Origin of the sequence: Curtobacterium sp. PhB115, assembly GCF_003752025.1 — a bacterium.
Classification (GTDB): domain Bacteria; phylum Actinomycetota; class Actinomycetes; order Actinomycetales; family Microbacteriaceae; genus Curtobacterium.
Map to the genome: position 1 here is coordinate 94,340 of NZ_RJKR01000010.1, position 12,940 is coordinate 107,279.

At 71.3% G+C, this 12,940-nt stretch carries 12 protein-coding genes; all 12 read right to left on the minus strand.

Features of this window, described 5'->3' with window-relative positions; translation table 11 throughout:
- Window positions 1–796: 796 nt before the first annotated feature.
- Window positions 797–1,726 carry an RluA family pseudouridine synthase gene (locus EDF19_RS14645; RefSeq protein ID WP_123681606.1) on the minus strand — a complete coding sequence of 310 codons (930 nt, stop codon included), beginning with the start codon at window positions 1,724–1,726 and terminating at the stop codon, window positions 797–799.
- Window positions 1,723–2,388: a signal peptidase II gene (gene lspA, locus EDF19_RS14650; RefSeq protein ID WP_260217211.1), complete on the minus strand. Its 666-nt coding sequence runs from the start codon at window positions 2,386–2,388 to the stop codon at window positions 1,723–1,725. The genes EDF19_RS14645 and lspA overlap by 4 nt, the downstream gene beginning before the upstream one ends.
- A 2-nt stretch (window positions 2,389–2,390) precedes the next feature.
- Window positions 2,391–3,074 (minus strand): DivIVA domain-containing protein, encoded by a 684-nt coding sequence (locus tag EDF19_RS14655; RefSeq protein WP_185022875.1) that lies wholly within the window; start codon window positions 3,072–3,074, stop codon window positions 2,391–2,393.
- Between the two features lie 188 nt (window positions 3,075–3,262).
- A complete protein-coding gene (locus EDF19_RS14660; RefSeq protein ID WP_123681608.1) occupies window positions 3,263–3,565 on the minus strand; it encodes a YggT family protein in 303 nt (100 codons plus the stop codon).
- 71 nt (window positions 3,566–3,636) lie between these two features.
- Window positions 3,637–4,212: a cell division protein SepF gene (locus EDF19_RS14665; RefSeq protein ID WP_123681609.1), complete on the minus strand. Its 576-nt coding sequence runs from the start codon at window positions 4,210–4,212 to the stop codon at window positions 3,637–3,639.
- A 42-nt stretch (window positions 4,213–4,254) separates the two neighbouring features.
- Window positions 4,255–4,980: a YggS family pyridoxal phosphate-dependent enzyme gene (locus EDF19_RS14670; protein WP_123681610.1), complete on the minus strand. Its 726-nt coding sequence runs from the start codon at window positions 4,978–4,980 to the stop codon at window positions 4,255–4,257.
- A 7-nt stretch (window positions 4,981–4,987) separates the two neighbouring features.
- Entirely contained in the window at window positions 4,988–6,151 is a 1,164-nt protein-coding gene (gene ftsZ / locus EDF19_RS14675) for a cell division protein FtsZ (RefSeq protein WP_123681611.1), read from the minus strand.
- Between the two features lie 146 nt (window positions 6,152–6,297).
- Entirely contained in the window at window positions 6,298–7,671 is a 1,374-nt protein-coding gene (locus EDF19_RS14680) for an FtsQ-type POTRA domain-containing protein (protein ID WP_221180679.1), read from the minus strand.
- Window positions 7,668–9,071 carry a UDP-N-acetylmuramate--L-alanine ligase gene (murC, locus tag EDF19_RS14685; RefSeq protein WP_123681612.1) on the minus strand — a complete coding sequence of 468 codons (1,404 nt, stop codon included), beginning with the start codon at window positions 9,069–9,071 and terminating at the stop codon, window positions 7,668–7,670. The genes EDF19_RS14680 and murC overlap by 4 nt, the downstream gene beginning before the upstream one ends.
- On the minus strand, window positions 9,068–10,204 hold the full coding sequence (locus tag EDF19_RS14690; protein ID WP_260217213.1) for a glycosyltransferase: 1,137 nt from the start codon (window positions 10,202–10,204) through the stop codon (window positions 9,068–9,070). Before EDF19_RS14690 ends, murC begins: the two co-directional genes overlap by 4 nt.
- Window positions 10,201–11,439 (minus strand): putative lipid II flippase FtsW, encoded by a 1,239-nt coding sequence (gene ftsW / locus EDF19_RS14695; protein ID WP_123681613.1) that lies wholly within the window; start codon window positions 11,437–11,439, stop codon window positions 10,201–10,203. The genes EDF19_RS14690 and ftsW overlap by 4 nt, the downstream gene beginning before the upstream one ends.
- Window positions 11,408–12,937: a UDP-N-acetylmuramoyl-L-alanine--D-glutamate ligase gene (gene murD / locus EDF19_RS14700; protein ID WP_123681614.1), complete on the minus strand. Its 1,530-nt coding sequence runs from the start codon at window positions 12,935–12,937 to the stop codon at window positions 11,408–11,410. The genes ftsW and murD overlap by 32 nt, the downstream gene beginning before the upstream one ends.
- Between the last annotated feature and the right edge of the window lie 3 nt (window positions 12,938–12,940).

Here is a 12,940-nt window from a genome sequence, read left to right on the forward strand (position 1 = left end):
TCCAGACCAGCACCGGGTCGCGACACGCGCGGGGCGCCACGCCCAGGTCCCGCAACACGCCGCGTGCAGGCCGCCACGGGGATGCAAAGCGTCGCCTGGCGGCGCCGCGGGCGACAGTTCATGACCCCTCGGCGCAAGCGGCCGGAGAAGGCACGGCAACGGCCGGGAGGCGCGTGGCGGGGTCGCACCGCGCCTCCAGGCCGGCACCGGGTCGCCACACGCGCGGGGCGCCACGCCGAGGTTCCGCAACACGCCGCGAGCAGGCCGCCGCGGGCGCGCAAAGCGCCGCCTGGCGGTGCCGCGGGCGACAGTTCGTGACCCCTCGGCGCAAGCGGCCGGGGACGGCCCGGCGACGGCCGGGAGGCGCGGGGCGGGGTCGCACCGCGCCTCCAGGCCGGCACGGGGTCGCGACACGCGCGGTGCGCCACGCCGAGGGTCCGCAACACGCCGCGAGCAGGCAGCCGCGGGGACGCAAAGCGTCGCCTGGCGGCGCCGCGGGCGACAGTTCGTGACCCCTCGGCCCAAGCAGCCGGGGACGGCGCGGCGACGGCCGGGAGGCGCGTGGCGGGGTCGCACCGCGCCTCCAGGCCGGCACCGGGTTGCGACACGCGCGGGGCGCCACGCCGAGGTTCCGCAACACGCCGCGAGCAGGCCGCCACGGGGACGCAAAGCGTCGCCTGGCGGCGCCGCGGGCGACCGTTCGTGACCCCTCGGCGCAAGCGGCCGGGGCGGGCGCGCCCGCCCAAGCGTCAGAGTGACCCCGGCGCAAGCCGCCGGGGAGGGCGCGCTGGCCGCGTCAGGCGGAGGCGCTCCGGATGCGGTCGAGCGCACGCTGCAGGTCCTCCGGGTACGACGCCTGGAACTCCACCCAGTCGCCAGTGCGCGGGTGCGCGAAGCCGAGTCGGACGGCGTCGAGCCACTGCCGGGTCAGCCCGAGCTCCTCGGCCAGCACCGGGTCGGCCCCGTACATCGTGTCGCCGACGAGCGGGTGGCGTGTCGCAGCCATGTGCACCCGGATCTGGTGGGTGCGCCCGGTCTCCAGGTGGACCTCGAGCAGGGTCGCGGAGCGGAAGGCCTCGAGGGTCTCGTAGTGCGTCACGCTCGGCTTGCCGTCGGCGGTGACGGCGAACTTCCAGTCACTCGACGGGTGCCGACCGATCGGTGCGTCCACGGTGCCGGACGTCGGGTCCGGGTGGCCCTGCGCGAGGGCGTGGTAGACCTTCTCGACCGTGCGCTCCTTGAAGGCGCGCTTGAGGTGCGTGTACGCGAGCTCGGTCTTCGCCACGACCATGAGCCCGGACGTGCCGACGTCGAGCCGGTGCACGATACCCGCGCGCTCGGCGGCACCGGAGGTCGCGATCGTGAAGCCGGCCGCCGCCAGGCCACCGGGCACGGTCGGGCCGTCCCACCCGGGCGACGGGTGTGCGGCGACGCCGACGGGCTTGTCGACGACGACGATGTCCTCGTCGTCGTGCACGATCGTCATGCCGGGGACCACCGCCGGCACGATGCGCGGCGGCTCCTTCGGGGACCACTCGACCTCGAGCCACGAGTCGGCGTGCAGCCGGTCGGACTTGTCGACGACGACGCCGTCGACACGGACACCGCCGGCAGCGACGACGTCGGCGGCGAAGGAACGACTGAACCCGAGGAGCTTCGCGATGGCGGCGTCGACACGCTCACCGGCGAGCCCGTCGGGCACGGGAAGGGAACGCGAATCGGTCACGTGGCGTCGTGGCCCAGCGTGTCGCGTCGGTCACGGTGATCCTGACCGGAGGCACGGGTCGACTCGTCGACGTCGGCGTCGGCCGACGAGAACGCGGCCCCACCGTCGAGCGGCTCGGTCGTGTCCGCCTCGGCACGCTTCGCCGACACCGTGCGGGAGCCGTCGAGGTTCACGCCGAGGATCACGAGCAGCACGAAGATCACCATGCTGATGCAGATGAACGAGTCAGCGATGTTGTAGATCGCCGGCATCATCCACGGCGTCGAGATGAAGTCCACCACGTGGCCGCGACCGAAGCCGGGCTCACGGAAGAGTCGGTCGACCAGGTTGCCGAGCGCGCCGCCGAGCAGCATGCCGAGCACGATCGCCCACCACATCGACCGGATGCGCCGGGCGTAGACGATGATCGCGACCACGACGGCGGCCGAGACGATCGAGAACACCCAGGTCATGTTCACCGCGAACGAGAACGCGGCCCCCGGGTTCCGGACGTACAGGAACTGGAGCGCCCCGCCGAGGACCGCGACGGGGGTGCCGTACGGCAGGTTGGCGACGACCAGCGCCTTCGCGACCTGGTCGAACGCCACCACCACGACAGCGGCGAAGGCCAGTGCCGCGATCGCGCGGACACTGACCTTCGCTCGTGATGCTGGTCGCGACAACGTCAGTTGCCGAAGCCCTGCGCCGAAGCCGGCGCCGGGGTGAGACCGGACTGCTCGCCCGAGGAGTCGAGCTCGGAGAGCTGCCCCTGGATGTAGCTCTTGAGCTGCGCACGGTAGTCGCGCTCGAAGGTGCGGAGCTCGTCGATCTTGCCCTCGAGCTGGCGCTGCTCCTGCTCGAGCACCGCGACACGCTGACGGTTCGTGTTCTCGGTGTCGGCGATGATCTGGCGCTGCTTGGCCTCGGCCTCGGACACGAGACGCGCTGCCTGGGCGGTGCCCTCGGCGATGAGCGCGTCGCGCTTCTCGACGCCTTCGCGGACGTGCTCCTCGTGGAGACGACGCGCGAGGGTCAGGAGGTTCGTGGTGCCCTCGGTGTCCTCGTCCGCCGGGACCGTAGTGGCCGGCGCGGCCGCTGCGACCGGAGCGGGCTCCGGTGCTGCTGCGACGGGAGCCGGTTCCGGCTCGGGCGCGGCTTCCGGCTCGGCCTTCTCGAGCTGCACCGGCTGCTGCGGAGCGGACTCGGCCGCCTGCAGGCGCTGACGGAGCTCGTCGTTCTCCGCGGTCAGGCGGCGGAGCTCGACCACGACCTCGTCGAGGAAGTCATCGACCTCGTCCTGGTCGTAGCCTTCGCGGAACTTCGTCGGCTGGAACCGCTTGTTGACTACGTCTTCCGGCGTCAAAGCCATTGCCGTCACCTCAATAGAACTGCTGAACGTGTGGAACCGTCTCGGTGCGACCGAATGTACCAGTCGAGCCGTGCGGTGCGGATGTCACGCCGGAGCGTGCATCGATCCCGACCACCGTACACCGACGATGGGGCGGAACCGTGACCATGCCGTTGGCGTGGCGCGTGTCGTGGCTTTCGCCACGTGGATCAGTTTGCGAAAACCGGGATGAGCAGGGCGACCACGAACCGGAGGATGATCGCCGCGAGGAGCACGATCGTCCATCCGAAGTCAATCGCCACGGGCCCCATCCGCATCGGCGGCAGGACCTTCTTGACCGCCTTGATCGGCGGGTCGGTGACCGTGTAGACCAGGTCGGCCACCACGAGCATCCCCCCTCGCGGTCGCCACGAACGATTGAACTGCTGGACGAGGTCGAAGATGAACCGCCCCCACAGCACCAGGATGTACAGCAGGAGGAGGTAGTAGACGATCGTGAGGATCACGGTCACGATGGGGCTCGCTCAGCTCGGGTGGGATCGGTCAGGCGACCGAGCTCACGGGGCGGGTGGGCCTGAGGTACTCAGGACTGGGCGAAGAAGTTCGCCTCGATGTCGGACTCTACCTCAGCAGGCTCACCGCTCACTGCGACGTGGGCGGGCGAGAGCAGGAAGACCTTGTTCGTGACGCGCTCGATCTTGCCGTACAGCCCGAGCGAGAGGCCGGAGGCGAAGTCGATCATGCGACGCGCGTCGTTCTCGGTCATCTGCGAGAGGTTGATGATGACGGGGATGCCGTCGCGGAAGCTCTCGGCGATGGACTGGGCGTCCTTGTACTCGCGCGGGTGGACGGTGAGGATCTCGTTCATTTCCTGGACCGGGGTCGCCTTCTGTGCGGTCGTGTGCGAGCGGCGGAGCGGAGTGACCTGGGCGCCGCGCTGGTGGGTGTTCTTCGTCGCAGCCGGAGCCGCAGCGGGTGCCGCGGCAGGAGCGGCGGTGGCCACGGGGGCAGCCGCGGGCGCGGGCGTCTCCGGAGCAGCGGCCTTCGTCTCCGGCGCCTGCTGGCGCGCGGGCGCAGCCTGCTGCGGCTCGTCCTCGTAGTCGAGTTCTTCGTCGGCGAGGCCGAGGTAGACCATCGTCTTCTTCAGCGGGTTGGCCATGGTTCCTCCGGAGTTCGTGCTCGTGGATGCCCTGCAACGAGGCTAGGGCGCGACCGGCCGGTTTCCCGTGATTGCGGTGCCGATCCGCAGGTGTGTCGCGCCCTCGAGGATCGCTTCGGCGTAGTCGCCGCTCATCCCGGCCGAGATGTCGGTCGCGCCGGGAGCGAGTGCCGCCACCCGGTCCGAGATCGCGCGCAGTCGTGCGAAGGCCGGTCGGGGTTCCTCGTCGAGGGGTGCGACCGCCATCACGCCGCGCAACCGGATCGTGCCGGTCTCGAGCACGCGCGCCACCATCGCCTCGACGTCGTCGGGCTGCACACCCCCGCGTCCGGGGTCGTCGGTGAGGTTCACCTGCACGAACCCGTCGATGACGGGCGGCTCCGGTTCGGCCTCGGTCGGCGCGAAGGCGTCCACGACGGACGAGCGGTCGAGGGACTGTACGACGTGTGCGTACCGCCGGACCTGCCGGGCCTTCTTCGACTGCAGCTGGCCGACGAAGTGCCAGGTGAGCGGCACGTCAGCGAGCTCCTCGGCCTTGGCCTGCGCCTCTTGGTGGCGGTTCTCCCCCACGTCGGTGACGCCGAGCGAAGCGAGCTCGCGGACGAGGGACGCGGGGTGGAACTTCGTCACGACGACCAGCGTCAGGTCGTCGGCCGAGCGCCCTGCGGCGCGCGCCGCGTCGGCGATGCCGCTCCTGACGGACGCGAGACGCGCCTCCAGTCCGTCGTCGTGGGACGAGGCGGACGGGAGGCGCGGGTCGGCTACCAAGGGCGACTTACTTCAGGAAGTCGGGGACGTCGAGTTCGTCGTCGTCGTCGAACGCCGGGTCGGCGGCGCGCTGCACCGGCGGCTCGTGCTCCTGCGAAGCCCAGGACGGCGCCGAGGTGGTGGAGTCCTCGATCGCACCGGTCGCGCTCGCGGCCACCGGCACCGAGGAGCCGGCGTCGGGGTCGACGTAGCTCGAGCGACGCTCCTTCTGCTGCTGCGCCGGCTCGCCGCCGTCGAACCCGGCGGCGATGACGGTCACGCGGACCTCGTCGCCGAGGGTGTCGTCGATGACCGCACCGAAGATGATGTTCGCCTCGGGGTGGACGGCTTCCTGCACGAGGCGGGCCGCGTCGTTGATCTCGAAGATGCCGAGGTTCGAGCCACCCTGGATCGACAGCAGCACGCCGTGCGCACCGTCGATGGAGGCCTCGAGCAGCGGGGACGCCACGGCGAGCTCGGCGGCCTTGATGGCACGGTCGGCACCGCGCGACGAGCCGATGCCCATGAGTGCGGAACCCGCACCCTGCATGACGCTCTTCACGTCGGCGAAGTCGAGGTTGATCAGGCCCGGGGTGGTGATCAGGTCGGTGATGCCCTGGACACCGGCGAGGAGCACCTGGTCGGCGGTCGCGAAGGCCTCGACCATGGAGATGCCGCGGTCGCTGATCTCGAGCAGGCGGTCGTTCGGCACGACGATGAGGGTGTCGACCTCGTCCTTGAGCCCGGCGACGCCGTTCTCGGCCTGGGACTGGCGACGCTTGCCCTCGAAGCTGAACGGCTTGGTCACCACGCCGATGGTCAGTGCGCCGATCGACTTCGCGATGCGGGCAACGACCGGGGCGCCACCGGTGCCGGTGCCGCCACCCTCGCCAGCGGTGACGAAGACCATGTCGGCACCCGCGAGGGCCTCTTCGATCTCCTCGGCGTGGTCCTCGGCGGCACGACGGCCGACCTCGGGGTCCGCGCCGGCGCCGAGGCCGCGGGTGATCTCGCGGCCGACGTCGAGCTTGACGTCGGCGTCGCTGAGCAGCAGCGCCTGCGCGTCGGTGTTGATCGCGATGAACTCGACCCCACGGAGGCCCAGCTCGATCATGCGGTTGACGGCGTTGACGCCGCCGCCGCCGACACCGACGACCTTGATGACGGCGAGGTAGTTGTGGTTCGTGGTCACGTCAGTCAGGCCTCCGGTCGAACCCTCAACCTCTACTTGAAGTTCAGGGGCAATGCTGGTAGATGTGGTGCTGGCTTCGACGCTACGGGTGCGCTCCGGGCACTGTCGCCCCGCCACGCCGCGTGTCGCGGATCACGTCCGGCAATTCAGTCCTTCGCGCGGATCACGCCGTTGTCCGGTGCCGAGACGTCGTACTCCACGACGACGCCGGGGTTCCGCGCCGCGTGGTCCTCGACCAGTGCTGCGAGCAGCGCGGCCTTCGCCTCGGAGTCGTCCGGGCTCCCCCACACGACCGTCGACTTGTCGCTGAGCGTCAGGGTCACGTCGTCGGCGGTCGACCCGGCGACCCGCGTCACCTGCGACCGCACGGTCGAGGGCAGCGAGAGCACGACCTCGGTCATCGTGCGGAAGCTCGAGGACCCGAGCCGCGCACGACCGATGTCGGCGAGCGGCATGGTGGCCGGACGGGTCGGCGAGGACTGTACGACGATGCCGGCGGGGTCGACCAGGTCGAAGGTCGAGCCGGACTTCACCGCGACGACGGGCGTGCGCTCCGTGACCGTCACGACGAGGGTGTGCGGCGGCGCCTCTTCGGTGACGTAGCTCTCGATGAGCGGGAACCCGGCGATGTCCTGCTTGATCTCGTCGAAGTCGAGCCGGGCGAGCGGCGTGCCGATCTGGTCGGACAGCGCCTGGCGGAGCGCGGTCTCGTCCACACGGTTCGTGCCCTTGACCTCGATCGTCTGCAGGGCCATCAGCGGCGAGAACACGGCGACCAGGATGGAGACGCCGAGCACCAGGACGATCCCGGCGGCGGTGATCCAGGCGGCACGACGGTGCCGGCTGCGCCGGGTGAACCGACGCACCTCGGCGCGTTCGAGCAGACGACGACGGCGCTTCGCGACGCGCGCTTCGCGTGCGGTCTCCGCCGCGCGCACGCCGGCACCGATGGGTGCTTCGGCGTGCTGGTCGGTCCGGGAGGCACCGGTCGCGTCGAGCACGTCGGTCACGGTCGCGTCGTGGTCACGTGCACCGCCCGCCGCGCCCCCCGACGGTCGTCGCGCCCCGTCTCCACGGGGCGCGTTGCCCGCGTCGGGGCGCGGGTCACGGTGGTCCTCGTCCGGTGTGTACTCGCGCAGGCGGTCGACGACGGCCCCGAAGCCGGCGCCGACGCGGCGGCCGGCCGCGCCCGCGAGGGCGCCGACGCGGTCGCGCGTCGAGTCGGCGGCATCGGTGGTCGGATCCGCGCCCGCGGACGGCCTTTGCGCCCCGACGCTCGGGGGCGCACCGACCGCTGGGGGGCGCGTGCAGGAGGAACCGGGGGCCGGGGTGATGGCCGGGGTCTCGACGGCCGCAGCCGACTCGTCGGACGCGGGACGGGCCTCCCGGTCGTCGGTGGTGCGCTCGCGGAACGGGAGCCGCGGCATCGAGGGACCACGACGCTGCCGGGGCGCGTCGGCACCCTCGGCCGGGACGTCCCTGCGGGCGTCCCCCTCGTCGAACCCCTCCGGGCGCCTCACCGGGACAGCGCTCCCAACACCTGCGGGATGATCCGGTACACGTCGCCGCAGCTGAGCGTCATGATGATGTCGCCGTCCTGCGCGACCGCGGCGGCACGGGCGGAGGCCTCGTCCCAGTCGGGCAGGAACTCCACCCGCGACTGGTCGACGAAGCGCTCCTGCACCAGGGCGCCGGTGACACCGGGCTCCGGGTCCTCGCGGGCGCCGTAGACGTCGAGCACGACCGTGTGGTCAGCGAGTTCCTCGTAGACCTTCGCGAAGTCGCCGGCCATCAACCGGGTGCGGGAGTACAGGTGCGGCTGATGGATCGCGATGATGCGACCGTCGCCGACGACGTTCCGGGCGGCCTTGAGTGCCGCGGCGACCTCGGTCGGGTGGTGCGCGTAGTCGTCGTAGACCGACACTCCGCGCTCGACGCCGTGCAGCTCGAAGCGGCGCTGGGTGCCGCCGAAGGCCTCGAGGCCGCGGATCGCATCCTCGGCACGCACACCGAGGCCGATCAGGACCGCGAACGCGCCGACCGCGTTGATCGCGTTGTGCCGACCGGGCACGCGGAGGGTCAGGTGGTGCGCCTCGCCGCCGGCGCGGAACTCGACCTCGACACCGGCGGACTCGACGATCCGCTCGATGCGGACGTCGGCGTCGACGGCCTCGCCGAAGGTGACGATCTCGGGGGCGTCCGCGCGCTTGCGGATGCCGGCCGTGACGGTCTTGGCACCGGCGTCGTCGCTCGAGATCACGATGCGTTCGCTGGCCTTCGCGGCGAACTCGACGAAGGCCTCGATGAACGCGCTCTCGCTGCCGTAGTGGTCGAGATGGTCTGCGTCGACGTTCGTGATGAGCGCGACGGCGACGTCGTAGAGCAGGAACGAGCCGTCGGACTCGTCGGCCTCCACCACGAACAGGTCGCTCGACCCGGGGGCCGAGCTCGTGCCGAGGGACTGGATCACACCGCCGTTGACGAAGCTCGGGTCGAGGCCGAGTTCCACCATCGCGGTGACGATCATGCCGGTCGAGGTGGTCTTGCCGTGCGCGCCCGCGACCGCGACGAGGCGGTGCTCGGCGATCAGGGCGGCCAGGGCCTGCGACCGGTGCAGCACCGGCAGGCCGCGACGCTGCGCCTCGAGGAGCTCGGGGTTGTCCGGCCAGAGCGCGCTCGTGACGACGATCGTGTCCGCGTCGCCGAGGTTCGCGGCGTCGTGGCCGATGTGCACGTCGGCGCCGAGGTCGCGCATGATGCCCGTCGTCCCGGTCTCGCGCGAGTCGCTGCCCGTGACGCGGTGGCCCGCGGCGAGGAACATCCGGGCGATGCCGCTCATGCCGGCGCCGCCGATGCCGACGAAGTGGACGGTGCCGAGGTCGTCCGGGATCGGCTGCGTCAGGTCCGGCTTGATGGTCATGGTTCCTCCGTGGTGCTGGCGGTGCCGGTCGGGCCGGCGTCGCGCCCGGTGCCGTGCTGTGCGTGCGTGGCGGCGTCGAGGACGAGGTCGGTCATGCGGTCAGCACCGTCGCGGTGGCCGACGCTGCCGGCGCGGACGGTCATGTCCGCGATCCGGGACCGGTCCTGCAGGATGGTCAGCAGCTGGAACGTCACCCAGTCCTGGTCGAATTCCCCGTCCGCCACCAGCACCGCTCCCCCGGCGTCGACGACGTCCTTCGCGTTGTGCCGCTGCTCGCCGTTGCCGACAGGGTACGGCACCAGCACACTCGGCAGCCCGACGGCGGTGAGCTCGCAGACCATGCCGGCGCCCGAGCGGGACACGACGAAGTCGCTCGCCGCGTACGCCAGGTCCATCCGGTCGCAGTACGCCAGCACGTGGTAGCCGTCGAGGTCGCTCGGACCGATGTCCGACGCCGCGCCGACCACGTGCAGGACCTGCCAGCCGGCGCCGACGATGGACGCCGCGGACTTGTTGATCGTGCGGTTGATGCTCCGGGCACCCGACGAGCCGCCCGTGACGAGCAGCACCGGGCGCTCCGGGTCGAGCCCGAACTCGGCGAGGGCCTCCGCCCGGCTCGCGCGACGGTCGAGCGACTCGATCTCGCGCCGGAGCGGCATCCCGACGACGCGGCCGTGCCGCAGCCGGGTGTTCGAGAAGGTCAGACCGACGTGCTCGGTGAGGAACGCGGCGAGACGGTTCGCGAGCCCGGGCTTCGCGTTCTGCTCGTGCACGACGATCGGGGTGCCGGTGCGTCGGGCGGCGATGTACGCCGGCGCTGCCGCGTAGCCGCCGACGCCGAGGACGACCTCGACGTCGTTGTCGCGGATGATCTGCTCGGTGCGCTTGACCGCGGCGGCGAAGCGCTGCGGGAAGCGGAGCGCTGCGCCGTTGAGCTTCCGCGGGAACGGCAGGCGCGGGATCGTCAGGAGCTCGTAGCCGCGCATCGGGACGAGCCGGGACTCGAGGCCTTCGGCGGTACCGAGCACGAGCACCTCGGCGTCGGGCACACGCTCGGTCAGCCGGTCGGCGACCGCGAGCAGCGGGTTGACGTGCCCGGCGGTGCCGCCGCCGGCGAAGAGGTACTTGCTCACCGGATGGTTCCGTTCATGGTCGCGCGCGGGTCGTTCTTGCCGGGGAGTTCACGGGCGAAGGACAGCACGACGCCGATCGCCACCAGGGTCATGATGAGGGCTGAGCCACCGGCCGAGATGAGCGGGAGTGGCACGCCGAGGACGGGGAGCAGGCCGAGGACCACGGCGATGTTCACGAGCGCCTGGCCGATGATCCACGCGAGGACGCCACCGGTGACGGTCTTCACGAAGGGGTCGCGGGACTGCCGGATGATCTTGATCATCGAGACGGCGAGCACCACGAAGAGGCCGAGCACGACGACTGCGCCGATCAACCCGAGCTCCTCGCCGATGATGGCGAAGATGTAGTCGTTGTCCGCCTCGGGCAGCCACGACCACTTGGCCTTCGAGTTGCCGAGCCCGACGCCGAACACCCCACCGGATGCGAGCGCCCACATGCCGTGCACGGGCTGCCAGCACAGGTCCTGGTACTGGCTCGTGTCGGTGCAGCCGGACAGCCAGGCGCCGATGCGCGACTGCCGCGAACTCGAGGCCATCGTGACGAACGGCAGCGCCACCGCCAGGGCGAGCACGCCGACGAGCAGGTGCCGGGCTCGGGCCCCACCGACGTAGAGCGCCCCGAACACCAGGATGAGCATGATCATCGCGGTGCCCTGGTCGCCACCGAGCAGGACGAGGCCGATCGACCCGAGGCTCGCGATCCCGATCGGGATGAAGACCTCTTTCCAGTCGTCGAGCTTGTCGCGCTTGACGTACATGATCGCGCCGATGCCGAGCACCAGGGCGAGCTTGAGGATCTCGGACGGCTGCGCGGTGAACGAGCCGACCTTGATCCAGTTCCGGTTGCCCTGGATCGAGTAGCCGAGCGGCGTCAGGACGACGAGGGCCTGCACGACGAGACCGGCACCGACGATCCACATTGCCCAGCGGCGCCAGAAGCGCGCGGGCAGGCGGCTCGCGATGAGCATGAGCGGGACGCCGAGGACCGCGTAGAGACCCTGGCGGGACGCTGCGCCGAAGAAGTCGTGCGTCGCCGCGTACTGCTCGACGCTCGACGAGGACAGGACCATGACGACCCCGAACACGACGAGGAAGAGCGTGACGCCGAGGATCGTGTAGAACGTGCTGGACTCGGCGACGAAGACGTTCTTGACGGCGACGAACGCGCCGTTCGTCCGACGAGGGCTGCCCGTCGTCGGCGCGTTACGACTGTTCGGAAGATCCGTCGTCGCCATCGGCGTTGCCTCCCAGGTGCTCGTGGACCGCCGCCGCGAAACGACGCCCCCGGTCGGCGTAGGAGCCGAACTGGTCGAACGACGCAGCCGCCGGGGCGAGGAGGACCGTGTCGCCCGGCCTCGCGACCGATGCGGCATGCCGGACCGCCTCGGGCATGACCTGATCAGTGTCCGTCGTCTCCACCTGGAGCACCGGGACCGCGGACGCGTGTCGCGCGAATGCCTCGAGCACGGGGGTCCGGTCGGTGCCGATCACGACGACCGCGCGGACCTCGGGGCCGAAGCGCTCGACCAGGCCGTCGATGTCGACGCCCTTGAACAACCCGCCGACGATCCACACCACGGTGTCGAACGACGCGAGCGACGCGGTCGCGGCGTGCGGGTTCGTGGCCTTCGAGTCGTCCACCCACTTGACCCCGCCGGACTCCGCGACGCGCTCGGTCCGGTGGTGGTCGGCGCGGAAGGCGCGGACGGCGCCCTGGATCGCGCTCGGCTGGACCGTGCCGGCGCGGGCGAGTGCCGCTGCGGCCAGGACGTTCATCGTCATGTGGGGGCTCGCGAGCCCGGCGACCTCGAGGTCGGCGACGGTGGAGAGCTCGAGGGCGCTGTTGCGGCGGTCCTCGGTGAAGGCGCGGTCGCAGAGGACGTCCTCGACGATGCCGACGTCACCCGGAGCGGGCACCCCCGGCGTGAAGCCGACCGCACGGCAGCCCTCGACGACGTCCGCGTCCTCGACCATGGCGCGGGTGACGTCGTCGGCGGTGTTGTAGACGCACGCCATCACGGTGCGCTGGTAGACCTTCGCCTTCGCGGCGTGGTACGCCTCGGCGGACCCGTGCCACTCCAGGTGGTCGTCGGCGATGTTCAGGCACGCGCTCGCGAGCGGCACCACCGCACCGTCGCCGGCGTCCGCCATGTAGTGCAGCTGGTGGCTGGAGAGCTCGACGACGAGCACGTCGTAGCCGTCCGGGTCGCGGACGACGTCGAGCACCGGCACGCCGATGTTGCCGCACGCCACGGCACGGAGCCCACCGGCCTCGTACATCGCGGTCGTGAGCTGCGTCGTGGTGGTCTTGCCGTTCGTGCCCGTGATCGTGATCCACGGCGCCGCGACCGGCCCGCGCACGACCTTGTCACGGACGCGCCAGGCGAGCTCGATGTCGCCCCAGACGGTGCTGTTCCGGACCGCCCACTGCACGGTCGCGTTGTGCGGCGGCAGGCCGGGCGACACGATGACGACGTCAGGGGCCTGCTCCTGCAGTCCTGCCGGCACGGTGTCGAGCGGCGTCTGCACGAACCGCGCACCGATCACGTCGAGGAGCTCGACGCTGTCGGACGGCGCGTCGGACGAGTACACCGTCACGTCGCTTCCGAGCTCGACCAGGGTGTCGGCGACCGAGAAACCGGTGGCGCCGAGCCCGAGGACGGCGACGTTCAGGCCCTTCCACCCCTCGGCGTACCAGCTGTCGAGGGACTGGAGGCGGGACGGCGAGGACACCGG

Excerpts from the sequence above, each read along its gene's own strand:
- EDF19_RS14655 (WP_185022875.1), bottom strand. The coding sequence starts at position 3,074 with ATGGCTTTGACGCCGGAAGACGTAGTCAACAAGCGGTTCCAGCCGACG.
- EDF19_RS14665 (WP_123681609.1), bottom strand. The coding sequence starts at position 4,212 with ATGGCCAACCCGCTGAAGAAGACGATGGTCTACCTCGGCCTCGCCGAC.
- murC (WP_123681612.1), bottom strand. The coding sequence starts at position 9,071 with ATGACCATCAAGCCGGACCTGACGCAGCCGATCCCGGACGACCTCGGC.
- ftsW (WP_123681613.1), bottom strand. The coding sequence starts at position 11,439 with ATGGCGACGACGGATCTTCCGAACAGTCGTAACGCGCCGACGACGGGC.